Source organism: Acidaminococcus sp. (assembly GCF_050873445.1).
Lineage (GTDB): Bacteria > Bacillota > Negativicutes > Acidaminococcales > Acidaminococcaceae > Acidaminococcus.
This window is the reverse complement of the sequence record NZ_JBNMIU010000006.1, coordinates 39237-65315: the sequence shown is the minus strand read 5'-3', so window position 1 is coordinate 65315 and position 26079 is coordinate 39237. Positions and strand designations below refer to the sequence as shown.

Here is a 26079-nt window from a genome sequence, read left to right as displayed (position 1 = left end):
CAAGAACTTTAAACGATTTCGAGGAAGGATATTACTGTTGTCTAAGGTAAAACTAAATTAAAGATGGACGTAAGCAAAAATGCTCACGTCCATGAATGGTGGATGATTTGAAATTCGCCCCAACATTTGACAAAGAACCTAAAAAAAGAGGGGTGTGAAGAAATGATTTCTCATTTCTTCACACCTCCTTTTTTTACTTCTTCACGTTCTTCAGTTCCGCCTTGAACTCGCTGGCCAGCCGGTTCAGGCTGCCGTCCTGGTTCAGGGCCGGATTGGTAGTGACCCCGTTTTTCAGGGCCACGTACAGGATCTGGGCAAAATCGTTCCGGGTCAGGAGCGGGTTCGCCGCTGCTCCGGCTTCCGGTGTCCCTTTCAGCACACCGGCCTGAGCCAGTTTGTTCACGAAACTGTAGGCCCAGTGATTTTCCGGCACATCCGGGAACAGGTCATCCCCCTTCACCACAGGAGCCGCCGGAACCGCCTTCTGTTCCGCCAGCTTTTCCAGGATGGCCGTCTGCCGGGTCAGCAGGTCCATGAGCTGGGCGTTGGCAGCTGACGCATTCTGCAGGTTTGTCACCTCTGGCCGTGCTGCCGTCTGCTGGATGGCCGCAGGATGCACTGCCACCGGCCGTACTTCCGGCTGTCCTGCAGGCTGGGCCGCTGCAGGGGCTGTCGTCTTCACCGGAATGGCCGGCGTGGAAGAAACCGCACCTGCCACCGGTACGGCCTGGAGCCGAACCGGCGTCCGCCGTCCCAGCTTCCAGGTCACCCCGGCATTCACCATGTTCTCACCCCCGCCCAGGGCCACGCCCAGGGACATGATGGTCCGTTCATCCGGATGGTAGTACATGCCCACGGCCGCCGCACTGGCGCCCCGGTAATTGCCGTACCCGGCGGAGAAGTCCACCTTGTCGTTGGGATCATACTGGCCGGGGTTCAGGGCAGCCAGAGCTGCTGCCCCGGCGCCCACCCGGTCGATCCGGGAATCCAGTTTGTCCACTTCCCGGCCCAGGGTGCTGATGTTCCGGGCATTCTGGTCGATGGCTGCATCCTGCCGGGCCGCCAGGTCTTTCATCTGTTTTACGTTCACCCCATCGGTATCCGCACTGCCGGCCGCCACGTTGGTGATTTTCTGGTCGTTGGCGTTGATGCCGTCACCGGAAATGTAGGTCTTGCCATCCACTTTCAGGGTATCGCCGGTGAGAGCCGACTTGTCGCCGACTTTCACGCCGTCCTTGTCCACCACCGTACTGCCGGAAGTGAAATTATCAGCCGTCACGGATTTCGCCGTAATGGAGCCTTCGTTGCCCTTGATGGTTACATTCCCCAGGTCGATGTTGTCCTTGTTCAGCCCGATCTTGTAGTCGGTTCTGCCGTTGGAAGGATCGGTCGAGGTTTCCAGGGTCACATTATCGTCGGCTTTGGAAACCGTCGTATGTGCCGCAGCCTTGGAAGAGATGTCATTGTAGATGTCATTCATGCGGTTGTTCAGTTTCCCGATCGCCGTCGTGGAGCTGTCGCCGTTCCCGATTTCCGTACCTTTCACATCCAGATACTGGTTATCGCCCACTTTGTCATTCAGGTTGTTCACCGCATCCACTACAGAAGTGGTGCCATTCTTGTTCCGGATATCCTGATCCAGTTTTCCCGTATCACCCAGGTCAGAAGCCTTGGCCACATCATGGATGACCACAGTTTCTTTCGTATTACCTTTCCCATCCACGACGCCCAGGGTCACGTCATTGTGTTTCTGGCCATTCCCGTCCGTAGTGGTCGTAATGTTGTAGTCACCGCCCTTCACATGGAGGTCATTGTTGCTGGCCGCCGTCGTGACCTGGGAAATGGCCGCCTGCAGCTGGTCTTCCGTAGCCGCCCGACCGCTCACTACATGGGAATTATCCCACTTCGTATTGGAAAGGCCGGTGATGTAATTGCCCGTGTCCGGATTGGCACCGCCGCCCGCCTGGCTTCCGATATAGATACCGCCGGTCCAGGCGCCGTCAGCACCCTGGTTACCACCCAGACGAATGGTGGAAATGTTGACATGAGGAGCCAGATCGACTTCCACCGTAGCACCGGAATCGGAGCCCTCTACGGTTACAATACTGTTCCTGCCATTTTTGAAGGAAACAGTCTTATCCGCCCCGATGCTGATGGTGCTGGATGGATCATTGCCTGTGAGCTTCCAGCCGCTGCCCACTTTCTGCTGCAAAGCATAGAGCTGACTGCCATTGACGGCTTCCTGAGAATTGGCATCCACCCTGCCGTCGGCAACGCCTGTAATGGTATGGCCGCCGTTCTGCAGGCCCTGGTTGCCCAGGACCACATCGGTCCTCGTATCGTCTTCTGCCTTCTTGCCGTCATGGAGCCGCACTTCCGTGGCATGCTGGGTCAGGGCATTGTGCTCTTTGTCCGTGACTTTCAGCCCTTCCCCGTTCAGGACGGAAGTGTTCATCTTACCATCCACCGCCGTAATGCTGTTCATATCGGTCAGTGTGGAATCCAGACTGTACGTAAACTTTTTCCCATCTTGAGAAAGCAGGAGATTTTTACCGGCCTTGAGAGAAACCGTATCCCCGTTTTTCACCTGCTGGGCATTGTCCTTGTGGTCATCATCTTCGATGGTCCAGGACGCATTCTCCACTTTGGAAGAAAGAGCCTTCAGCTGGCCCATGTTGACGGCATCCGTATCCTCCTTGCCTGCCTTTACATCCTTGATCTGCTGATTACCGGCAGAAATGCCACTGCTGGTGAATTTCGCACCGCTGGTCAGGGTCATGCCGGTGGCATCAACAGTGTTCTGCAGGGCACCCTTGGTATCCTTCAAGACCATGCTGCCGCCCTTATCACCCGTGCCGTCCAGCCTGATGGTTTCTTTGTAGTCCGTACCGCTGCCCGTACCCAGCTGGACCGTATGCAGACCGGTCAAATCGCTGGCCAGTTTCACATTCAGGGCGTTGTCTTTCGTATCAGCAATGACACCGATGTTCTTGTCCGTCAGCTTCGTGCTGTCCACGGTAATCGTCGTCACGCCATTTGTCGTGGTCGTCGTGACGCCTGCTCCGCCGGTAATGGCCAGGGGCTGGTCCGAACCCCGGGCGATGACATTTTGATCGTCGCTGCTATGCGTACCGAAGCTGGAATTGTCGCCGCCGAAACGCAGCTGCCGGGTCAGCGCATAGAGCTGGGAGCCGTTGACCGCATCGGTGCTGTGGGCACTCACCAGGCCGGCAGCCACATTCTGGATCCGCCGTTCACCGCCCACGCTGCCCACCGTAACGACGCCCGTCGGGCTGGCACCGGCATAGGCGTAGCTGGTGCCGTCCCCATAGGTTTCGTCCATATTATAGCTCTGGGTACCGGCTGTCGTGCCGTTTGCCTCCATGGCCTGGATATTGAGCTTGTACAGGTACCGGGCTTCATACTGGGCCCTGATCTGGGCCTTTTTCTCATCCGTGGTGGCTGCCGCATATTCCGCCGATGCTTCAGCTGCCGCAGCAGCGGCGTCCCTGGCCGAAGTGATGGCATCGCTGGACGCCTTCGTCTGGCCTATATAGGCTGCTCCGTTGCCCAGGTATACGGAATTGCCCAGGGTGGCCGTCACGTTGTTGCCCAGGATCTGGGTGTTGGAAAAATCCACTTTCGTATCCGTATTGGCATCCACTGTGTTTCCATAGCCAAGGATGGTGACATTCTGGATCTTGCTGTCCATACCATTGTCCGAACCTTTGCCCTGCACCTTGTTTCCGGAACCCAGAACAGCAATCCGGTTCAGGATATTGGCATGGCTGGAGGTGCCGCCCATGCCGGCAGCAATGGCATTATCGCTGCCCGTGACCGTGATATCCGATACCTGGTTGTGGGCGACTTCCTGGTCCAGTTTGTTGCTGTTGCCCGTCAGATAAATCCCTGAAATGGGATGGGTCACGTTGGGATCTGAAGCAGTCGTCACCTGGTTTCCGGAACCCGAAATACCGCTTTTGGTGATGGATCCTCCGCCGACGCCGACGGTGTTGCTGCTGCCCAGGCCATAGGTGCTTTGTCCTGTAATGCTGTTCTCCTGGCCCACAGCCATCGCATTGCCCCCATCGGCTCTGCTATTTTGGCCCAGAGCCACGGCAGCCTCGCCTTTAGCCAGTGCATTTGATCCAATCGCTGTACCATAGTGAGATTTCACGGTTGCCTGACTGCCGAGCGCTATAGATTCATCACCAGCCGTCGTTGCGTTGTAACCGATGGCCACCGCTTTGGCACCTGTAAGATGTTCAGTCGTATCCGTTGTATAGGTCTGGGCACGGGTACCGATGGCGATGGAGTTGTCGGACTGGGCCGTCGTAGAAGTGCCGACAGCGATGCTGTTTTCCCCTTCCGCCGACGTGCTGTGTTTCATTACAGTACCAGTCGTCGAATCCGTCGTTGGATTGTCCGCTGTGCCGATGGCAATGCTGCGCTCGCCATCCGCATACACATTGTTGCCGACGGCCAGGCTTTTTCTATTCGTGGCATTGGCATTCGGCCCGATGGCCATGGCATCAGCTTTTTTTGCCGTAGCGCCATTGTTTTCATAGTTCTCTGTCCGATTATCACTGGAATCGCTGATAGAAAAGTAGTGGGGGGATTTCACCGATTCAATGCTGTTATGCAGATCCGCAAATTTCTGGTTAAAATACTCTTCCGTCAAATTCGCCTTCGTATCCGTGGCCTGGAGCAGTTCATTCAAAGATTTCAGCTGGGCCACGGTCGCCGCATCAGAATCAAAGACCCCATCAGCCACATTCGAAATACGGCGAGTAACAATATGATCCGCTCTAACATGACCTACAGAAATATAGGTAGACGTAGCCAGCAATGGTTTAGATGTAAATGCGGATTGATATTGCTTGTTTGTCGTCGCTTCATAAACATATTCACCCTGCACCGTCCCCAGCGTGGAAACAGCAGGAGCCGCAGAACCGGCACCAATGGCCACATTGCCGCCTTCGGCTGAGGCATTATGGCCCAGGGAGACAGAATCCGAATCCGCCGCCTGCGCCGTATATCCCAAGGCTATGGAGTTGCTGCCCGTAGCCTTGGCTCTGCTTCCCAGAGCGACCGCATAGTTCGCGGCATTGGTCAGATGGCCAATGGCGGTGGAATCCATAATGCTGGTCAGCTCCCGATTGTAATTGGCCATGCGGCCAATGGATACGTTATTGCCGTTCTGGTCAGCATCATCACTGGCAGAATTGATGTTCCACCCGGCATCAGAACCGATGGCCACGTTAAAATTGCTCTTGACCATATTGCCGGCACCGGAACCGATGGCGATATTCTGCTTGCCGGCCACATCCTTGCCGGCTTTCGTGCCGATGGCAATCAGGGAACCGGCGTTCTGTTCTTCCCCCTTACCTTCCTTGGTACCTTCGCCTGCATGGTAGCCCAGGGAAATGGAACGGTCCGCATTGGCCACAGCCCCATTGCCGATAGCCAGGGCGTCATCGTTATTGGCCGTCGCACTCTGGCCGATGGCCGTAGAACGGCCGGACGCCGTACTGAAACTGCCGATGGCGGTGCCGCCTTCCAGGGTAGTCTTGGCTCCTTTGCCGATAACCACGGAACCGGCACCCTCCGCCCTGGCACTGCTGCCCATGGCAATGGTATCAGCCGACGCAGCTGCGGCACTGGTCCCCAGGGCAATGGAATCGGCGGCACTTTTAGCGCTGGCTCCCTTGCCCAGTACCAGGGCATCATCGGAAGAAACGACCTCGGCAGCACTCCCGATGGCTACGGCATCCCTACTCTCAGAGACTTTGGCTTCTTTACCGATGGCGGTGGAAAAATCGGAAGCATCAGTCGAAGCCTCCGTACCAATGGCAATATCATCGGACTTGACCACTGCCTGACTGCTGCTGGAATCCACATCATTGGTCACAGATGCACCGTTGCCCAGCACAATGGATGCATTGCCGGCATTTTTGGCATTGGTGCCGATGGCTACACTATTAACGCCGCCGGCCGCCGCTACGGTAATGGTGGTGTGATCCTCTTTTGTCACGGTGGCTTCAGCCGAACCCGTGGCAGCCCCGCTGCCGATGGCCAGACCGCCGGTGGCCGTCCTGTTCACTGTGGCCCCATTGCCCAGAGCCGTGGCCGCAGCAGCCGTATCCACTTTGGCACCGGGTCCGATGGCAATGGAATTGGTGCCGTTCACGGACGCATCGTCAGCATAGTGCCTGGTCCCATCCTCATCAGTGGTAATTTCCGGATTGACCTTGAAATATTTGCTCAGTTTGGACACATAGGCTTTGCTGTCCGACGTGGTCTCCATATCCAGGGCGGTCAGGGCCTTGTACAGGTTGCTGTCCAGGGCCAGCAGGTTCTCTGCTGTGGTGTTGCTGCTGATGATGTAATGGCCCGTAGAGCCGGGCCGCAATTCCGTATACATCGTGCCGCCGGAAACCAGATCCGTGTTCCCCATCGAAATCGTGCCGTTATTCTTGACGCTGATGGTATAGGTCAACCGGCCGGTGGCAGCATCCTCTGCAGAGTCCACCTTAACCCGGTCTCCGGCTTTCACCTGTACGGCATCCTTGGACAGTTCTTTGAGTGCGGTCTTCCCGGCATCCGTGATGTTGGACAGATCTTTTAGGCCGGCGATATCGGAAGTATTGGCAGATATATTTTCTGTATTTTTTGCAATACTGGTTCTATTCGTCTCGATGTCCTTCGTATTGGCATCGATGGCCGTCTTGTTGCTGGCGATGTTCTTTGTATTCGCTGCAATATCGTCCGTATTTTTCTTGATGCTCTCCGTATTGGCATCGATGGCCGTCTTGTTGCTGGTGATGTTCTTTGTATTCGTTGCAATGTCTTCTGTATTTTTCTCGATGTTCTTCGTATTGGTATCGATAACCTTCTTGTTGCTGGCAATATCGGTCTTGTTGGTGCTGATGTCTGCCGCATTCCTGGCCACCTGGGCATCCAGTGCCTTCACATTGTCTTCTGTGCTATTGCTGGCACTGATATAGGTATCAGAATGTGTCGGGGGGGGGGGGTAGCCGTCCCGTCCTCCTCCGCCGCATAGCCGGGCAAGGCGATCAGCATGGCCATCAGGAACGACAAAAGAGCCCGTGCCAGGCCACGAGCCCTATTATGCCGGGATGCTGAAACTTCTTTCCCGTTGCTGTGTGCATATTCTGGTACTACCTGGACCAGATGCCGATTCCGATTGAAAATTACTTTGTATATACGGTTCATATCAAATCACCCTTTGCTGCAAATTTTTCGGTACATAGCAGTATATACATGATATGGTTCGTATTATACAACAACTCTCTTTATTTGAAAATAAAACTGAATAAAAACGTTTTATGTTTCTATTCAGTCTATTTTGTGATTTCAATTCTATGGAATTATAAAGGTTCGATGGAAAGCACCCGTACTTTAGTCTCTTCCACACGGAATCTTACGTTCCACCGATCAAAGGTCAGGCCGTAGATCCGCCGGGGATCCTTCTGGTAATGGGGCCGGGGATCCTGGCTCAGGATCCCTGCCAGTGCCGCCCGTTTCTCTTCCGGAAGTTTCTGCAGCAATTCGGCCGGCACCTGTACCTCCAGGGTCCGGTCCGCACCCTGGGCAAAGCCGCTGCGGGCTTCCGGACGGGCATCCGCATAGGGCACATAGGGCTTGATGTCATAGATGGGCGTGCCATCCATCAGGTCGGCTCCTTTCACCCACAAGACAGGTCCCTGGGGCCCTTCCCATTCGATATGATCCAGTTCCACCAGGGAAAGCCCCAGGGGATTGGGCCGGAAGGGAGACCGGGTGGCGAATACCCCCAGCCGGGTATTGCCTCCCAGCCGGGGCGGCCGCACCGTAGACGACCAGGTGTGGTTCCGGGAAAAGCCCCAGACCAGCCACACGTGGGAAAAGCCTTCCAGGCCCCGCAGCATCTCCGGCTGCCGGAATCCTTCTCCCATTTCCACATGGCCCTGCAGCTGGGGCACCAGCCCGCTCTGCCGGGGCAGGCCAAATTTATCCGGCAGGTCGCCCCGGTACCAGGCCACAGGTTCCAGGGTCAGTCGGCCGTTTTCTGCCTGATTGCAATTTTCCATTATGGGTTGACCACCGTGTTCACGTTCAGGTCCTTATCCACGTAGAACCGGGTACCCTTCACGGACAGTTCAGCCGCCAGGCCCTTAGTGGTCACCTGATACATCCACATGCCCGGAGCGACCTGGAAGGAGCCTTCCAGAGAGTCGCCATGGACCCCGTCTTCCGCAGATGCCACCGCCTGGCCGCCGAAGCTCCAGCCCTTGGTGATGAAGGAATTGAACGCATCTTCATTGCCGAATACGAAGATGATGTTGGACTGGCGCACGCCCAGGCCCAGCCCTACTTTCATCTCTCCCATTTTCATGAATACTTCCCGGCCGCTGTGCTGGTTGATGGCCCGGCCCCGGCCGTGGCCCCCGCCCAGGAAACCGGCGCTGTAGCTGGTATCCACGAACACCGCATAGCCGAAAGCATCCTGGATGGCCTTGCGGGATTTGGGATTCCGTTTGTACAGATCCAGCAGGGCCCGGTACGTTTTGGTCCGCAGTTCCGCCCGTTCCTTATCCTCCTTGGTCACCGTGGACGCAGCCACCGGTTTGCCCGCAGGAGCCGGCAGCACAGCCACCGGATCCGCCGCCAGGGCGGCAGGTGCCAAAGAAAGCGCCGCCAGAAGCACTGCCAGTACTTTTCGCATATTTCTCATCAGGGATCACCTCATTGCAAAAGAAGATGTCAGACCGCCCTGACGGACTCAAAGATGCCAGAATCCAGCCTGTTGCAGGAAAATCGTCTTTTCGACCTTCTGCCGGCAAGCTGACATCTGACATCTCAAAGGCCACAGCGTGGCGCTCTGACTTCTTATTATTGATTCGGCTTCAAATACCCGCCGTTCTGCAGTTCATAGGTCTTGCCGCCCAGCCAGCTGTTGGCAGTATCGGCTGCATTGTAATAAATGGTATGGCCGTTGCCCTTCAGGTTGGTCAGGGACGGATTGCCGTCGGTGAAGACGTTCAGGTAGCAGTCAGCCGTCACGGACCAGCTGGAAGAGGCATCCAGATTCACATCAGCCTTCTTCGCTTTGTTGTCCGTATTGATGGCGCCGGACCAGTGGCTGCCGTTCTGCAGATCCATCAGGATGGTGCTGGCCCCGTCCACGGATACGTTGCCGTACAGGCCCTGGTTGTTGGCCATAAAGGTCAGGTCACCGCCGTTGTTGGCCATATCCCCGATCTGGCCGCCTTCCACCCGGATCAGTTCGCCGCCCAGGTACTGCATGGTGGTCAGTTCGGAATAGATCCGGGCTGCCGTGTTGGTCACATAGAACAGAGGCCCTTCCTTCAGGCTGCGCAGGGCGGATTGTTTGGCAGAGAACCGGCCCTTCTGCTGACCGTCTTCCCGGGTCTTGTTCTGGTACAGCATCACCCCATGGGTCCCGTTGCCGCTCAGGTCCACATATTCCAGATGGATGGCGTTGTTGCCTTCCACTACGGCGATTTCACTGGCAGCCGCAGCACCCTTGGCTTCGCTCAGTTTGATGTCTCCCTTGGAATAGATCAGCGGGCTGCCTTCCCCGGAAGTATTGATGGTACTCTTGCTGACAGTGACACTGGCCCCTTCCGGTTCCGTAGCCAGAGCTGCGGACCGCACGCCGGTGGTCCCTACGTTGATGTTGTCAGCGGTGATGCTGCCCCCTTCCGTGGCATCCAGGCCCCGGGAATTGGTCCCGGTGGTACGGATGTTGGAATCGTGGAGTTTGATGGTTCCCTTGCTGCCGGTGGCAAACACGGCATTGGCCCCGTCAGCTTCCGTACGGATGGTACAGCCGTCCATGGAGAGGGCACCGTCCGCCGCCAGCACAGCGGCATTCTGGCCGTGGAACTTGCTGCCCAGCACGTCGGTGGTGGCACCGCTCTTGGTAATGCCCCCGTGAGCCAGCGTCACATCAGCACCATTCTTCACCAGCAGGGCGTTTTCGTCCGGTTTCAGGGATGCATAGCTGTCGGCCAGGGAGGTTTTTCCTTCGCCGCTCACCAGTTTGGCAGCCGTATAATTTTCTGCCGGCAGGGGTTCGCTGGCTGTAGTGGTTTCCCCAGCAGCTTTTTCCTGTTTTTCCGCAGTCGCAGCTTTTACAGCTTTGGCTTTCTTTTCGACTTTGGCGGCTTTCGCCGGTTTTGCTTTTTTATCGGATACCGTTTCCGTTTGGGCAGCGGCCTTAGTAGTCACTGCTTCCGTCTTCTGGGCTGCCCACGCACAGGGAGCGGACAGCAGAGAGGCCATGACGGCCAGGGTTAAGATTTTAGAATTTTTCATGGAAATCCCTACTTTCATGTATAAACTTGCTACTATAGTATATCGCAAACAGGGGGTACCCCGCAAATGGGACCGTCCGGGAAACCACAAATAGGCTTACCGGGCGACACGGCTATGCCGGTCTTGGTAAGCCTCTACACCGGGCAACACGGCTGTGCCGGTCTTGGTAAGCCTCTACGGAGTGAATATCGTACATGATGAGTTGAAATCTATTTATACGTATGGCCTTTTGAACAGGGCGGCCACTCTCCTCTGATCCACCTTGCCCACGGCCGACAACGGCAGTTCTTCTACAATTTTCCAGTATCCCGGGAATTCTGCAGGGAGCAGACGTTCCCGCAGGTCCCGGCGCACCTGCTGCAGGGCGGCTCCTGTGGCCAGAACCACAGCGGCTCCCAGGTCCTCGCCCCGCTTTTCGTCCCTGACCGGCACCACACAGGCATCGGCAATGCCCTCCGTCTGGAGCAGTGCCTGTTCCACCCGGCAGCAGCTCAGGGTAAAACCCCCTTTATTGATGACCTGTCCGGATCTTCCCTGGAAAATCAGATACCCATCCTCATCGAAATATCCACGATCCCCCAGGGTGCAGGGCTGCGCCAGTCCCTCCACATGGTAGGGAGTATCCACGTAGATCAGCCCATCCCGGCATTTCACAGTGACCCCCGGACAGGGCCGCCCTACGCTGCCCGGATGGGCCAGCAATTCTTCGTAGGTCAGCCAGGTGATGTAATCCAGTTCACTGGCCCCGTAATACAGCCACAGCTGGCTTTCCGGAAAAAAATGCTTCAGCCGGCGGGCCGCCGGCCCTTCCAGCAGCTGGGACCCGGCCATTACGGTCCGTACCGTCCGGCTTGGATGCTGCAGACGTCCCAGCAGCAGTTTCAGTTTCACCGGCACCAGATAGATCAGCGTGGCCGGGTAGCGTTCCAGTGCCTCTGCCCACAGACGGCTGTGGAGGCTGGTGGCAATGAACAGCGTACCGCCGGCATAGACCACCGAAGACCACACACTGAGATTGCCCGTAAAACTCATACTGCCTTCCACAAAAGCCAGGGTGTCCCCGTTGATCTGAAAAGCTCTGTTCTGTTCCGGAATGAACCCGGCCCAGCTTTCATACGTGCGATAATACAGCTTGGGCAGGCCGGTAGAACCGGAACTGAACACCCCCATGCATACGCTGCGGGAAGGAACTGGAGCTGACAGGCAGCCGGGACGCAGTTTGCCGTCATCGATCCAGCCGATCTGCCGCACCCGGCAGAGTTCATCCGCGGCTGCAGGAGACAGATCCGGATGTCCCAGGATCGGTACCCAGCCTGCCGTTTCCGCCCCCAGAAAGGCGATGAGCTGTTCCACCGGATCCTGCCGCACAATCAGGAGGGTACTGCGGGAGCGGCCCTGGAGCCTGCGGGCATAGGCTTTCATCTGCCGGCAGACGGCCGCATAGGTATAGCGGCAATCTTTCTCAATGAAAAAAGGTTTCAACGGCTGCATCCCAGCCCAATGCTCCACCCATTGTGCGTAATCCATTTTCATTCTCCTATCGTTTCCAAGATCACTGCGGCTCCTGTCCCCCCAGCCCCGGCGATGGCGCACAAGGCCCGTTTGCCGCCCTTCTGCTTCAAAGCTGCCAGGGCGTGGAGCACCAGTACGGCACCGCTGCAGCCGTAAGGATGCCCATAGGCCAGTGCCCCTCCCAGAGGCAGGTAACGCTCCACACAGTCCGGATGCTGCCGGGCAAACAGGGCTGAAATCACGGCAAAGGCTTCATTGTATTCGAAGTCATCTACATCTCCATAGGCAAGCCCTGCTTCCCGCAGGGCCTTCTCCCCCACTTCCAGAGCGCCCAGCGGGCTGAACCGGGGATCTGCCCCGGATGTGGTCACATGGCCGATCCTGGCAAGGGGTTGAACGGTCCGGCCTTCCCGTTTCCACTGTTCCAGCTGCCATCCGGAACACAGCAGCAGGAACGCCGCCCCATCCTGGGTCAGGCAGGCATTGGCCGCCGTCAGGGTAGGCGTACCGTCTCCGGCTTTTCGTCGTTCTTCCGGAGTCAGCAGCCCTTCCACCTCTTCCGGCCGGAACAGGGCAGGCATCCGCCGGGCCAGTTTTTCGTTCATCCGGTTCCGGATGCTTTCGTCCCGGGTGCTGCCGAATAGGCTCACCACATAGGGATCCAGCGCACCGCTTTTCCATGCCTCTGCTGCCTTCCGATGGCTGCGTACCGCCCACCGGTCCATCTCTGCCCGGGACACCTGATATACCTGGGCCGTCCGCTCCGCCCCTTCCAGCATAGCCCGGGAACTATTGGTATCCGGTGAGAACTGGGCCGTCATAAAACCTTCCGGCGTATACCGTTCATCCCAGGGCTGGTACACCCGGCGGGGCTGCATGGAAGACGATTCCACGCCGCCTGCCAGCACCACTTCCAGCAGACCGCTGCGGATCTGTCCATACCCCAGGGAAAGAGCCGCCAGGGCCGAAGCACACTGCATATCCACGGTAAGCGCAGGCACAGCTGCCGGGATCCCCGCTTCCAGGGCCAGCAGCCGGGTCAGGTTGCCCCCGCTGCCCACCGCATTGCCGCCAATGATCAGCTGGGCCTGCCGGGCCTGGGGCACCCGGATGCAAAACTGCCGGAGCAGGGCAGCGCCCAGTCGCTCCGGCGGAATTTCTTTGAATATGCCATTCACCAGGCCCAGATGGGTGCGCAGTCCGCCCACCAGGTAGACCTCCCGGTCATTTTGCTCAGAAGCCATAGCGCTGCATCCGGTTGGCCAGGAAAGCAGCCAGTACCACCTTCAGGGTATCCCCGATCAGGAAGGGGAATACGGCCATGACCAGAGTCTTCCACACGCCCACTTTGGCGACAGCATACATGCTGATGCAGCCGCCGATATAGATGATGGGCATGCCCACGCAAATGCCGATGGCTACCAGTTTCCGGAAGGATCGGGTATTACCCCTCACAGCACTCATGGCAACGGCCGCCGCCAGAAAGCCCAGGTTAAAGCCCCCGGTGGGCCCGATCAGTTTGATCATCCCCGAGGTACCGCCCACGAACACCGGCACCCCTACAGCCCCCAGCAGCAGGTAGATGCCCAGGATGATCCCGGCCTGCTTTGGTTTCATGAGAAAGGCCACCAGATTCACCATGATGGTCAGTGCGGTCACCATGGCCGGTGTAAAAGGCAGCGGAAAAGAAATATACGCCGAAACGGCCAGCAGCGCGACACAGACGGCGCTGGCCGTCATCACCCGTACCTGTTCCCGCTGGCCGGTCACTGCGGCCGCAGATGGATGCAAATTCTCTCTCATTTCGCTCATTGATTTCTTCCTCCCTGATACAGATGGTTTCTCCCGCATGGACGGGAACATGGAAAGCCATATGGAACCGTTCCGGCTCTCCCAGCTTCTCGAACAGGCTCCGCCACAATAACAGCCCCTGGACCACCGGCTCTTCTCCCAGGTGGATGGGATTGGTGTCACCGGTGGCCCGGGCAAAGGCCTGCAGCTCTTCTGCCGAAAAGCAGCGCCAGGGCCGGAAGCCTTCCAGACTGCTCTCCGCCTGTTTTTGTAAACCTATTTCTTTACCATGGTTTACCTTCTGGTCAAAAAAGAGCAGCTCCGCCTGGAGCCATCCCACCCGGTTCCCCTGCTCCCAGCCTTCCACCAGCAGCTGCTGATAGTTCTTCCGCTGCCGCAGGCACCGGGCCGTGAACCGGGTGTCCGGTCCTGCCGGACGGCTCCGCCGGTAATGGAGCCGACCAATATAGCTGTTGTCATAGGCGGGACCCTGGAACGCCCCCAGGCCCCTGATGTAACCATCCATGTTTTCTTTCATAATGATTATAGAGTATCAGATTTTTTATTTTCGTTCAACTCTTTTTGTTACAAGGTTAACGTAAATAGTTTCTTATTTTTTTCTCTGTTTCCAGGAATACAGATGGCAAAGAACCCAGATGGTACAATCTCTCACAGATTCTTGAATTTATCCTAGTAAAGTTCTATAATTTGCTCATATCTTCATATTTTTTTCACAAGGGGGAGTTTGTATGACAGCCGCAAACGGCAAATCCCGGTCCACACTGGCCAACTACCGGGATCCCATCATCCTGATCACGTTCTGCGTCCTGGGCGCCATCCTGGGACTGCAGCTGGGGCCCAAAGCCGCATTTCTGAAGCCCATCGGCCAGATTTTCCTGAACTTATTATTCTGCCTCATCGTTCCGCTGATTTTCTTCTCCATCGCCGGTTCCATCGCCAACACGAAAGATACGGGCAAGGTGGGGAAAATGATCGGCTACACCTTGATCATCTTCATCATCACGGCTGTCATTTCCGGCTGCCTGATCCTGCTGGTAACCCACTTCACCGGAGTGCCCACCTCCTTCAGTGTACCCACAGCCACAGCAAGTACCGCTGCCGGCAAGCCGGTGACCATTGCGGACCAGATTGTCAACACCCTGACGGTGGGTGATCTGCCGCAGCTCATTTCCCGGTTCCATGTGCTGCCCCTGATCATCCTGACCATCTTCTTCGGCATCTGCGTTTCCATGATCGGTGAACCGGCCAAACCGGTCGTGGATTGGATGAACGCTATGAGCCTGGTCTGCTACAAGATGGTGGCCGTACTCATGAAAGCCGCCCCTATCGGCCTGGGTGCCTACTTCGCCGATCTGACTGGTACCTACGGGGTGGATCTGCTGAAGACTTACGGCAGTGCCATGGCCGTATTCTATGCGGTGGTATTCGTGTACTTTTTCGTATTCCTGGGTTTCTATGCCTGGCTGGCAGCCGGTTCCTGGGGCATCCGGAATTATTTCAGGCTGATCCTGGCTCCGGCCCTGACCGCCCTGGGCACCCGCTCCTCCGCCGCCACCATCCCCCTGCAGATGGAAGCCTGCGACAAGCTGGGCGTACCCCGGGAAATCTCTTCGGTAGTAGTTTCCATGGGGGCCACCTGCCATATGGATGGTGCCTGCATCGCCGTGGTGTACTCTGAAGTGCTGGCCACTGCTCTGTTCGGACATCCTCTGGCAGGCTTCGATTTCATCCTGGCCCTGTTCCTGGGCGTATGCGCATCCGTTGCCACCTCCTCCGTACCCGGCGGCGGTGCTGCCGGTGAAACAATGATTGTTTCTGTGTTCCACCTGCCGGAAAGCGCCTTTCCCATCCTACTGATGGTCATCGAACTGTTCGACCCCGGGTGCACCCTGCTGAACTCCTGCGGTGACACCGTGGTATCCATGATGATCAGCCGTATTTTCTACGGCAAAGACTGGTATAAGAAGAATCTCAACGGAAATATGAACGGAAAGGAAACCTTCGTCCATGAAAATTGATGCCCGCTATCTGCTGGAAGAACCAGAACTGAATCATGCTGCGCTGCCCGATTCCCTGGAACTGGACCTGCCCATCGACGGCGACAGGATCCTGGGTGAAATCTACCTGCCTGCCGGAGTCTATGAAGGGCCCCATCCCACAGTGATCTTGTGCCATGGCATCCCCGGCACCAACAACAATGATGATGTGGCCCAGTGCCTGCGCCGCATGGGCTGCGTGGTGATCCGGCCCTACCACCGGGGTGCCTGGGGCAGCGAAGGGATCTACTCCTTCTCCCACTGCATCGGAGACGCCGTTGCCCTGGCCCACTGGGCCCGGGAAGAGGTGGCCAAAGCCTATGACATCGACACGAAAAACATCTTCCTGGCCGGCCATTCCAACGGAGGCAATACAGTGCTGAATGCTGCCCGCCGCCTGCCCTTCCTGCGGGGCGTCATCGCTTTCTGTCCCTATGACCACCAGGCCGGACTGGAACACATCCCCCACCAGGACCTGAAATCCTGTTTTCAGGAAGCTGCTTCCGTGCTCCACGTGGGACGTTTCGAGGATCTGTGGCAGGACAGTATACAGCATGCCAGCCAGTGGAGCTTTACCGCCAATGCCCACCGGTTCCAGGACCGGAACTTGCTGCTGATCGGCGGACGCCGGGATACGGTGGCTCCTCCCCACTGGATGATCGAACCCCTGTGGAAGGAGCTGGAAGCCCTGCCCACCCGGAGCCATCACAAAAAAGTTCTGCTGGATACCAACCACGGCCTGGACAACGCCCGTCTGGCGCTGATCCGGACCATGGGGGAATGGATCCAGGAAGTGGTGGAAGACTGATTCCAGACGACAAAAATGGAGTGTGAAAAAGCATTTTTTCACACTCCATTTTTTTATCCAGTTTTTATCATGCGGTTCGGTTATCACAGGAACCGAAGAACTGTTTGATGTCGTCTTCCACAGTGCCGATCCCGGCGATGCCGAATTCCTTTACCAGTACGCCGGCCACGTTGGGGCTCAGGAAAGCCGGCAGGGTGGGTCCCAGATGAATGTCCTTCACGCCCAGATACAGCAGGGCCAGCAGGACGATGACAGCCTTCTGCTCGTACCAGGCAATGTTGAAGACCAGGGGCAGATCGTTGATATCCTTCAAACCGAAGATTTCCTTCAGCTTCAGGGCAATCAGGACCAGGGAATAGGAGTCATTGCACTGACCGGCATCCAGGACACGGGGAATTCCGCCGATGTCCCCCAGATTCAGCTTGTTGTATTTGTATTTGGCGCAGCCGGCAGTCAGGATGACGGTATCCCTGGGCAGAGCCTTGGCGAATTCGGTATAGTATCCGCGGCTCTTCATACGGCCGTCACAGCCGGCCATGACCACAAACTTCCGGATGGCACCGGATTTCACAGCATCAACCACCTTGTCAGCCAGGGCAAAGACCTGTGCATGGGCAAAACCACCCACGATGGTCCCGGTTTCGATTTCGGCAGGAGCCGGACAGTTCCTGGCCTGTTCGATCAGGGCGCTGAAATCCTTGTGGCCGTTTTCGTCCGCTTCCACATGGCTGCAGCCAGGATAACCGGCAGCACCGGTGGTCCACAGACGGCCCCTATAGCTGTCTTTCGGAGGGACGATACAGTTGGTGGTCATCAGGATCGGCCCGTGAAAGCTTTCGAATTCTTCCTTCTGTTTCCACCAGGCATTCCCATAGTTGCCGGCGAAGTTCCTGTATTTCTTGAAGAAAGGATAGTAATGGGCCGGCAGCATTTCGGAATGGGTGTAGACATCCACGCCGGTACCCTGGGTCTGATCCAGCAGCATTTCCAGGTCTTTCAGGTCGTGGCCGGAAATCAGGATGCCCGGATTTTTGCGCACGCCGATATCCACAGTGGTGATTTCAGGGTTGCCATACGCCGTGGTATTGGCCTTATCCAGCAGAGCCATGCCCTGTACGCCGTATTTGCCGGTTTCCAGGGTCAGGGCAACCAGATCATCCACGGACCTGGTATCATCCAGGGTAGCAGCCAGAGCACGCTGGATGAAGGCATCCACTTCTTCGTCATCCTGGGCCAGGACATTGGCATGTCTGCTGTAGGCAGCCAGCCCTTTCAGACCATAGGTAATCAGTTCCCGCAGGGAACGGATGTCTTCGTCTTGGGCAGCCAGCACGCCCACAGTCCTGGCTTTCTCATCGAATCCTGCTTCCGTGCCGTTCCACAGAGCCGCTTCCGGCAGGCCATGGGTATCTCCCCTCTGCGTCAGCAGGTCGGCCTTCACTTTCAGGGTTTCCCTGATCCGGCTGACGATGGCTTCCCGATCGAAGTTGGCGTTGGTGATGGTGGTGAACAGGTTGACGGTCACCAGATGGTTCACGTTCCGGTCGATTTTCCTGCCCGCAGCCCGCAGCGCAGTGGTCACAGCGGACAGGCCCCTGGTCACATAGACCAGCAGATCCTGCATGGCGGCCACTTCCGGCTTCTTGCCACAGACCCCGGCCACGGTGCAGCCCCGGCAGCCAGCCGTTTCCTGACATTGATAGCAGAACATCTTGTTTTCCATTGTATACTCCCCTTTTCTTCAAGAAACTTTATGCAAAGGTTTTGTTTCTCACTTGATGGCTTTATTATAGCCAAGAAAGGAAAGTCAATCGGTTGTTAAAACAACGTAATGCTGCTGATTGGACTAAATCTGCTCTTTCCCCTCCATCTTCATGGCCAGGTTGCTGAGCGCATACTGGATTTCGGTCTGAGGATGGACGGACAGAGCGATGTCCCTGGTTTCGATTTTCCGCAGCTTTTTCTGCAGGAACTTGCCCGTGTCTTTCCTGTACATATACATATCGGCCCCGGTGATCACCCGCAGACAGGTGTCCGGGCCATCATCGTCCCAGGGGGTCAGGAAGAAGGGTTCCACATCGTATTCCTCCATATTCCGTACCACCAGGATGACCACCACACTGGCGCCTGCCCTGTCGGCGATCCGGCCCATCACCGTGGCATCCACATCGCCGCTCTGGCCCAGGACAGCATTGGCCGCTTCTGCCGCCTGGGGATCGGGCAGGAATCCATACCGGGCCCGGGGATAGGCCTGCCGCACCTGGCGTTTCCATACCGCTTTCATGGAATCCGTCGCTTTCCCGGTACGGTCATATACCACAAAGGCAATCTGCTTCCGGTGCAGCAGATCATCTTCCGCAGCGGCTGCACCCGGCGTCCGGGTGGCAGCCGCCTGTTCCGCTGCCTGGACCGGAAGCGCCATCAGCAGGCTGCCCACCAGACAGCAGACCAGCATCAGCCATTTTTTCCATATTTTCATTTGATCACCTTCTGGCAGGTTCCCCGCTTCAGGCTGAGTCCCAGATGACGGGCCAGGATCTGCCCGGCGTCAGAATAGGTTCCCATGGGCTGCAGTGCTCCCGGTTTCACATCCGGACCGAAGAACAGCACAGGTACGTGCTCCCGTGTATGGTCCGTACCCTTCCAGGTGGGATCGCACCCGTGATCCGCCGTCACCAGCACCAGATCGCCGGGCTGGAGTTTCGCCATCAGCTCCGGCAGCCGCCGATCGATGCGCATGAGTCCTTCCCCATATCCTTCCACATCCCGGCGATGGCCGTAAGTGGAATCAAAATCTACGAAGTTGGTAAAGATCAGGCTCCGGTCACCGGCCTCGTCCATGGCTTCCAGAGTGGCGTCGAACAGGGCATCCAACCCGGTGGCATGCCAGGCTTTCGTAATCCCCCGGTGGGCGAAGATATCCGCAATCTTACCGACGGCATACACTCCGCCTGCCTTTTCATATACCTCGTCCACCAGGGTGGGTTCCGGCGCCGGTACCGCATAGTCATGCCGGTTGCCCGTACGGGTGAATTCCCCGGCCTTTTCCCCGACGAAGGGACGGGCGATGACCCGGGCGATATGGTAGGGCTGTACCAGCCTGTAGGCGATTTCACACAGCCCATACAGGCGCTCCAGGCCGAAGGTCCGCTCGTGGGCCGCAATCTGCAGCACCGAATCAGCGGAAGTATAGACGATGGGTTTCCCCGTCTTCATATGCTCCTCTCCCAGTTCCTGGATGATTACCGTACCGGAGGCATGTTTTTCTCCCAGTACTCCGGGCAGATTCCCTTCCCTGATCAGCCCCTGGATGATGTCTTCCGGGAAACAGTGGGGCTGATTGGGAAAATACCCCCAGTCGAACATCACCGGAACGCCGGTAAGCTCCCAGTGCCCGCTCAGGGTATCCTTGCCGCTACTCATTTCCCGGGCGTAGCTGTAGGCCCCCTTCAGAGGCCCGGCAGCCCCGATGGACGGCGTCAGCACATGGCCGGTACTCATCCTGGACGCCAGCCCCAGCCCCATTTTGGCCAGGTTGGGCAGGTGCAGCAGGTGCCGGGACGGGTCTTTGGCCTTTTCCCTGGCGAACCAGCCGGCAATGTGGCCCAGGGTATCCGCCCCCTGATCACCGAAACGGGCGGCATCCTCCGCCCCTCCGATACCAAAAGAATCCAACATCAGGATGATTGCGCGTTTCATGATTTTCACTCCCTTGCCAAAAGTTCGTTCAAAGCACGTCTCACGATGGTCTGGAACCGATGTTCCGCCAGCCGGTAGATTTCCGGCGGGGCGATGCTCTCTCCTTCTGTCCGCTTGGCCACCACGCCGCACAGGCTGGCGGCCTTCATACCCAGAGCCTGGGCAGTGACGAACACGGTTGCGGTCTCCATTTCATAATTGGTGACCCCCAGCTGCTGCCATTCCTTCATGCTGCCCTGGAACCGGCGGAGCACATAGCCGGTAAAGCTATCGTACCGTTCCTGCCCAGGCCAGAAAGTATCAGAACTGCAGCAGATGCCCACCTGATGGGGCACGTTCTCCACCCGGGCCGCATACTCCAGCAGCTGGGTCAGTTCGAAGTCGGCCACTGCCGGGAATTCCAGCGGGGCATAATGGCTGCTGGTCCCTTCCAGCCGGACCGCCGCCTTGATGATCACCACGTCCCCCAGTTCCAGGCTGTCCTGGATGGAACCGGTCGTGCCCACCCGGATCACCCGTTTGATGCCCATGCGGGCCAATTCTTCCAGACAGATGGCCGTGGAGGGACCGCCCATGCCGGTGGAACACACCAGGATGGGTTTGTCCTGCACCTGGGTCAGACAGCTGGTATATTCCCGGTGGCTGGTCAGATCCACCGTGGGGCCCATGGCCTCAGCCAGACTGCGTACCCGCCCCGGATCGCCGGGGAGCAGGGCTGTATCTGCACCCATGAGCCGGGTGCGGGACAGCTGGGTATGATACAGGATTTCGTCAGGTTTTGCATAATGTGCCATACCATCACTTCCTTGGCTTCGATTTGATTCTTTCTCTATTATACGAAAGAACGGGACCTTGATTCAAGGTCCCGCTTTCCCGTTCATTTATGCGTTTGCTTCTTCCTTTTCCATGGTTTCCCGGACACTGTCCTCACAGGACCGCATGGCAAGGATGCTTTGTTCGAATACCTTGTTCAGATCCCAGCCCAGCATATCAGCACCCTGTTTGATCACGTCCCGGCTGCAGCCGGCGGCGAAGTGTTTGTCCTTGAATTTCTTCTTCAGGGATTTCACTTCCATGTCTTTCACGCTCCTGCTGGGACGCATCAGGGCAGCCGCCCCGATCAGCCCGGACAGTTCATCCACCGTATACAGGACCTTTTCCATTTCCGAAGCAGGTTCCACATCGCTGCAGCGGGGCCAGCCATGGCTTGCTACCGCATGGATCAGCTTTTCGTCCCAGCCCTTGTCTTTCAGGATCTGGGCTTCCTTTCGGCAGTGTTCCTCCGGATACTTTTCATAATCCAGGTCATGGAGCAGACCCACCATACCCCAGAAATCTTCCTGTTCCCCATAGCCCAGTTCCCGGGCAAAATACCGCAGGCACCCTTCCACCGTCAGTCCATGCTGCAGATGGAACGGTTCCTTGTTATATTCTTTCAATAACTCCCAAGCTTCTTCTCTCGTATTGGCCATGTTCTGTCTCTCCTTCCGCATCATACTCCATAGTATAACACAACACTCTGAAAATAGAGAAACAGAATGGAAAGGAAAGACACGATTCTTGAAAAAAATCGTACAAACTGTGTATTTTCCCCTGGGCCTTTTCCCGCTATAATGAAAAGCTATAAGGAGTTGATACCATTGCCGGAAAACAAAATCCGCAAACTGACCCTGGCAGGCATGTTTGCCGCACTGGCCTTTGCCTGCTTTTCCTACCTCCGGATCGAGATCCCCATGGGGCTGGGGCTCACCGGAAAGATCTACGTAGGACACGCTTTCATCCTGTTGTCTGCTCTGCTGCTGGGAGCCAAATACGGCGCCCTCTCCGGAGCCATCGGACTGGCCCTTGCTGACCTGCTGGCCGGCTACACCACATCGGCGCCCCCCACCTTCCTGGCCAAGTTCCTGCTGGGCTGGTCCACCGCCTGGGCAGCCCAGCACCTGTGTCATCTGGATCACATCACCGAAAACAGTGCCCGGCTGAAAGCCGTGGCCGCAGCTGCCGCTTTCGGTTCCGTGGTGAACGTGATCACCGAACCTCTGATCCGGTTCAGCTTCAAGTCCTTCATCCTGGGCCTGCCCCAGCAGGTGGCCTACATCAGTGCCCTGAACTGCGCTGTCAGCATGGCCATCAGCAACGTAGTGTCCGTGGTGCTCACGGTGATCCTGTACAAGGTAGTAGAAAGAAGCATCCGGATGTAATGACTTTCAGGCCAGGGAAGGGCGCACCGGGCGATATTTTGCCTGCGGCAAAAATCTTGGTGCGCCCCTACGGAGTAGAGTCGGATTTCGACTCGAGTCGATCGGCAAAAATCTTGATGCTCCCCTACGGAGTGGTGTCGGATTTCGGTTTGAGCCGGCCGGTAAGAATCCTGATGGACCCCTACGGCCTTGAATCGGACAATTACCTTACCATCGTAGGGGCGCACCAAGATCGGCGTCAGCCGTATCGCCCGGTGCGCCCATCTGTGACAATCACACACAAAAGGACCCCCGCTGATGCGAGGGTCCTTTTTTACACTTATTTTGCGTAGTCAACAGCACGGGTTTCCCGTACGATGACCACTTTGATCTGACCGGGATATTCCATATCCTCTTCGATTTTCTTGGCCACATCATGGGCCAGGATGGTGGCATCGTCATCGTCCACCTTATCCGGTTTCACCATGATGCGGATTTCCCGTCCGGCCTGGACAGCGTAGCATTTCTCCACACCGTCGAAGGACTCGGCGATTTCTTCCAACCGTGTCAGCCGTTTCAGATACGTTTCCAGGGTTTCACGCCGTGCGCCCGGCCGTGCAGCCGAAATCGCATCGGCAGCCGATACCAGCACTGCCTGCACCGAAGTGGGTTCGCAGTCGCCGTGATGGCTCATGATGGTGTTGATCACAATATCGGATTCATGATACCGTTTGGCCACTTCGGCACCCAGGTCCACATGGGACCCTTCCACTTCGTGGTCCACAGCCTTGCCGATATCATGCAGCAGCCCGGCCCGTTTGGCGGAATTCACATCCACACCCAATTCGGCAGCCATAAGGCCTGCCAGATGGGCTACTTCGATGGAATGGCGCAGTACGTTCTGGCCATAACTGGTACGGTACTTCAATCGGCCCAGCAGTTTCAGCAGTTCCGGATAGATGCCATGGACACCCACTTCGAAGGTGGCCTGTTCCCCGGCTTCCTTGATCTTCTGATCCAGTTCCTTCTGGGCTTTTTCCACCATTTCTTCGATGCGGGCCGGATGGATCCGTCCATCGTTGATCAGCTTCTCCAGAGCAATCCGGGCCACTTCCCGGCGGACCGGGTCAAATCCGGAGATGATGACCGCTTCCGGCGTATCATCGATGATCAGGTCGATGCCGGTCAGGGTTTCCAGGGTCCGGATATTCCGGCCTTCCCGGCCGATGATCCGGCCTTTCATTTCATCATTGGGCAGGGGCACCACGGTCACCGTGGTTTCTGCCACCTGATCGGCGGCACAGCGCTGGATAGCCAGGGAAATGATTTCCCGTGCCTTCTGGTCAGCCGTGTCTTTGGCTTCCTGTTCCATTTCCTTGATCAGGCGTGCCTTGTCGTGCTTCACTTCCTCCCGGACGTTATCCAGGAGTTCTTTTTTGGCTTCGTCACTGGTCAAACCGGAAATCCGTTCCAGTTCCACCATCTGCTGGTCATACAGTGCATCGACTTTGGCCTGGGATTCCCGCAGGCGGTTGCTTTGTTCAAGAAGTTTTTCTTCCTTCTTTTCATAAGCATCCATTTTCTTGTCGACGTTCTCTTCCTTTTGGACCAGACGCCGTTCATTCTTGCTGAGTTCTGCTCTCCGTTCTTTATTTTCTCGTTCCATTTCAGAACGCAGACGATGGATTTCTTCCTTGGCTTCCAGTAAAGCTTCCTTCTTCCTGGCTTCGCCAGCTTTCTTGGCATTGTCCAGGATCTGTTCGGCTTTCTCTTCTGCCGACCCGATTTTACTTTCAGCTACGTTTTTTCTAGCGAGATAACCGCCGCCAACGCCTGCTGCGCAAAGGACTACAGCAACGAGTACACTAATGGGATCTATGATGAGCACCTCCTCTTTTGCGAATTTTTCATACAATCCTATCCATACAATAAATAAGGCAACCAGAGGTCGCCTTTACACCCAATGAACGCGATTGGACAGAAATATTTTATAGTATTTTCACAAAGGTGTCAATAAAACAAATAGGAGGTGTGAAAAAATGCTTTTCCACACCCCCGTCACTGGTCAACAGCCGATGGATACCCACCGATGCTTTTTATTCTTTTATTTCAGATATCTTCCTGATTCCACAGTTCCAAGGCACTGGCGATGGGACCGGTGCCGAAGCCCCGGGAAGCCAGCATCCTGGCAAGGGCCGCCCTGCCTCTGCGGCTATCTTCCGCGTACTTCCGCTTCAGTTTGGCCAGCTGCTGCCGTGCCAGGGCTTCCGCCTGCTCCGTTTCTTCTTCATCCGTTACCTGCCGGAGCACCTCCTGAGCCGGTTCACCCGAAAGGCACCGCCGCTGCAGCATCAGCCGCAGATACTGTCTGCCATAGGATTTTTTCCGGCGCCAGGCATCCAGTACGTACCCGGCACAGCGGAAATCGTCTACAAAGTGATGATCCTTGAGCTTCTGCAGCACCTGATCCTGGAGTTCTTCCGGGCAGCCCCGCTCCGTCAGTTTCTGCCGCAGTTCCCGGCTGCTGTGATCCCGCAGGGCCAGCTTGTCCAGGCAGAAGTTATAGGCCTCTGCATGGGTGGTCAGCAGCTTTTTGCTCTTACTCCACATGATCCTCGGCCGTTTCCGGAGTCAGGGACAGACCGTCATCGTCCCGATCATCCGGACCCGCCTTGGAGGCCTTTTCCCCGTTATCCAGGCTGGCCGCCTCACGGATTTTGGCTTCCACATCAGCTGCAATATCCGGATGTCCCTTCAGGAACTTCTTGGTGTTCTCCCGGCCCTGGCCAATGCGCTGATCCCCGTAGGAATACCAGGCGCCGCTCTTGTTCAGGATATTATACTGCACGCCCAGATCCACAAGACAGCCTTCGTGGGAAATCCCTTCCCCGTACATAATGTCGAATTCAGCCTGCTTGAAGGGAGGGGCCACCTTGTTCTTGACCACCTTCACCCGGGTATGGTTGCCGATGATCTCGTTGCCGCTCTTCAGGCTTTCCACCCGGCGCACATCCAGACGGATGGTGGAGTAGAATTTCAGGGCACGGCCGCCGGTGGTCACTTCCGGATTGCCGAACATGACGCCCACTTTTTCACGGATCTGGTTGATGAACACCGTTGCTGTCCGGGACTTGGCAATCACACCGGTGAGTTTCCGCAGGGCCTGGCTCATGAGCCGTGCCTGCAGACCCACATGGGAATCCCCCATGTCCCCTTCGATTTCCGCTTTGGGCACCAGGGCCGCCACGGAGTCGATGACGATGATGTCGATGGCACCGCTGCGCACCAGGGCATCACAGATTTCCAGAGCCTGTTCACCTGTATCCGGCTGGGAAATCAGCAGATTGTCGATGTCCACGCCCAGATGCCGGGCATATTCCGGATCCAGTGCGTGTTCGGCATCGATGAAGGCTGCATAACCGCCCCGTTTCTGGGCTTCGGCGATCATGTGCAGCGCCACGGTAGTCTTACCGGAAGATTCCGGCCCGTAGATCTCGATGATCCGGCCCCGGGGAATGCCTCCCACGCCCAGTGCGATATCCAGGGACAGAGCTCCGGTGGGGATCACTTCGATGTTCATTTTGTCGCTGGCGTCGCCCAGCCGCATGATGGATCCCTTGCCGAAGTCCTTTTCAATCTGTTTCAACGCAGCGTCCAGCGCTTTATTTTTATCAGCATCCAAGCTCAT

Annotated in this window: 19 protein-coding genes; 3 read left to right on the top strand and 16 right to left on the bottom strand. The window is 56.9% G+C overall.

Annotated elements, in window-relative coordinates; translation table 11 throughout:
* Positions 1-193: 193 nt before the first annotated feature.
* The 8 genes from ACR0QW_RS02130 to ACR0QW_RS02095 all read right to left on the bottom strand — a co-directional run bounded on the left by ACR0QW_RS02130 (position 194) and on the right by ACR0QW_RS02095 (position 13473).
* Positions 194-6973, bottom strand: coding sequence for a YadA-like family protein (locus tag ACR0QW_RS02130; RefSeq protein WP_432642082.1), 6780 nt, complete (start codon positions 6971-6973; stop codon positions 194-196).
* On the bottom strand, positions 6970-7236 hold the full coding sequence (locus ACR0QW_RS02125) for an ESPR domain-containing protein (RefSeq protein ID WP_432642081.1): 267 nt from the start codon (positions 7234-7236) through the stop codon (positions 6970-6972). Before ACR0QW_RS02125 ends, ACR0QW_RS02130 begins: the two co-directional genes overlap by 4 nt.
* 155 nt (positions 7237-7391) lie before the next feature.
* Complete coding sequence (gene tsaA, locus ACR0QW_RS02120; RefSeq protein ID WP_432642080.1) at positions 7392-8093, bottom strand: tRNA (N6-threonylcarbamoyladenosine(37)-N6)-methyltransferase TrmO; 702 nt, start codon at positions 8091-8093, stop codon at positions 7392-7394.
* Positions 8093-8737: a YSC84-related protein gene (locus ACR0QW_RS02115; RefSeq protein ID WP_432642079.1), complete on the bottom strand. Its 645-nt coding sequence runs from the start codon at positions 8735-8737 to the stop codon at positions 8093-8095. The genes tsaA and ACR0QW_RS02115 overlap by 1 nt, the downstream gene beginning before the upstream one ends.
* 158 nt (positions 8738-8895) lie before the next feature.
* Entirely contained in the window at positions 8896-10344 is a 1449-nt protein-coding gene (locus ACR0QW_RS02110; protein WP_432642078.1) for a hypothetical protein, read from the bottom strand.
* A gap of 213 nt (positions 10345-10557) precedes the next feature.
* Positions 10558-11871: an AMP-binding protein gene (locus tag ACR0QW_RS02105; RefSeq protein ID WP_432642077.1), complete on the bottom strand. Its 1314-nt coding sequence runs from the start codon at positions 11869-11871 to the stop codon at positions 10558-10560.
* A gap of 2 nt (positions 11872-11873) precedes the next feature.
* Positions 11874-13100 (bottom strand): thiolase family protein, encoded by a 1227-nt coding sequence (locus tag ACR0QW_RS02100; protein ID WP_432642076.1) that lies wholly within the window; start codon positions 13098-13100, stop codon positions 11874-11876.
* On the bottom strand, positions 13090-13473 hold the full coding sequence (locus ACR0QW_RS02095) for a biotin transporter BioY (RefSeq protein WP_432642075.1): 384 nt from the start codon (positions 13471-13473) through the stop codon (positions 13090-13092). Before ACR0QW_RS02095 ends, ACR0QW_RS02100 begins: the two co-directional genes overlap by 11 nt.
* Before the next feature lie 923 nt (positions 13474-14396).
* Here ACR0QW_RS02095 and ACR0QW_RS02090 point away from each other — a divergent pair.
* Both ACR0QW_RS02090 and ACR0QW_RS02085 read left to right on the top strand, forming a co-directional pair.
* Complete coding sequence (locus tag ACR0QW_RS02090; RefSeq protein ID WP_432642074.1) at positions 14397-15686, top strand: dicarboxylate/amino acid:cation symporter; 1290 nt, start codon at positions 14397-14399, stop codon at positions 15684-15686.
* Entirely contained in the window at positions 15676-16512 is an 837-nt protein-coding gene (locus tag ACR0QW_RS02085; RefSeq protein ID WP_432642073.1) for an alpha/beta hydrolase family protein, read from the top strand. Before ACR0QW_RS02090 ends, ACR0QW_RS02085 begins: the two co-directional genes overlap by 11 nt.
* A 67-nt stretch (positions 16513-16579) precedes the next feature.
* Here ACR0QW_RS02085 and hcp read toward each other — a convergent pair whose 3' ends face one another.
* The 5 genes from hcp to ACR0QW_RS02060 all read right to left on the bottom strand — a co-directional run bounded on the left by hcp (position 16580) and on the right by ACR0QW_RS02060 (position 21683).
* On the bottom strand, positions 16580-18235 hold the full coding sequence (gene hcp / locus ACR0QW_RS02080) for a hydroxylamine reductase (protein ID WP_432642072.1): 1656 nt from the start codon (positions 18233-18235) through the stop codon (positions 16580-16582).
* A 123-nt stretch (positions 18236-18358) separates the two neighbouring features.
* Complete coding sequence (locus tag ACR0QW_RS02075) at positions 18359-18991, bottom strand: hypothetical protein (RefSeq protein ID WP_432642071.1); 633 nt, start codon at positions 18989-18991, stop codon at positions 18359-18361.
* Positions 18988-20211: a phosphopentomutase gene (locus ACR0QW_RS02070; RefSeq protein ID WP_432642070.1), complete on the bottom strand. Its 1224-nt coding sequence runs from the start codon at positions 20209-20211 to the stop codon at positions 18988-18990. Before ACR0QW_RS02070 ends, ACR0QW_RS02075 begins: the two co-directional genes overlap by 4 nt.
* 5 nt (positions 20212-20216) lie before the next feature.
* The gene (udp, locus tag ACR0QW_RS02065; RefSeq protein ID WP_432642069.1) at positions 20217-21005 is read right to left on the bottom strand and encodes a uridine phosphorylase; all 789 of its coding nucleotides are present in this window, start codon (positions 21003-21005) and stop codon (positions 20217-20219) included.
* Positions 21006-21092: 87 nt separating this feature from the next.
* Positions 21093-21683: a hydrolase gene (locus ACR0QW_RS02060; RefSeq protein ID WP_432642068.1), complete on the bottom strand. Its 591-nt coding sequence runs from the start codon at positions 21681-21683 to the stop codon at positions 21093-21095.
* Between the two features lie 168 nt (positions 21684-21851).
* Here ACR0QW_RS02060 and ACR0QW_RS02055 point away from each other — a divergent pair, with 168 nt between their 5' ends.
* Positions 21852-22412, top strand: a complete 561-nt coding sequence (locus ACR0QW_RS02055; protein ID WP_432642067.1) for an ECF transporter S component — start codon at positions 21852-21854, stop codon at positions 22410-22412.
* Positions 22413-22731: 319 nt separating this feature from the next.
* On the opposite strand, the gene rny is transcribed toward ACR0QW_RS02055, so the two are convergent.
* The 3 genes from rny to recA all read right to left on the bottom strand — a co-directional run bounded on the left by rny (position 22732) and on the right by recA (position 26079).
* Positions 22732-24279: a ribonuclease Y gene (rny, locus tag ACR0QW_RS02050; RefSeq protein ID WP_432642066.1), complete on the bottom strand. Its 1548-nt coding sequence runs from the start codon at positions 24277-24279 to the stop codon at positions 22732-22734.
* Between the two features lie 221 nt (positions 24280-24500).
* The gene (locus ACR0QW_RS02045) at positions 24501-25001 is read right to left on the bottom strand and encodes a regulatory protein RecX (RefSeq protein ID WP_432642065.1); all 501 of its coding nucleotides are present in this window, start codon (positions 24999-25001) and stop codon (positions 24501-24503) included.
* A complete protein-coding gene (gene recA / locus ACR0QW_RS02040) occupies positions 24991-26079 on the bottom strand; it encodes a recombinase RecA (RefSeq protein ID WP_432642064.1) in 1089 nt (362 codons plus the stop codon). The genes ACR0QW_RS02045 and recA overlap by 11 nt, the downstream gene beginning before the upstream one ends.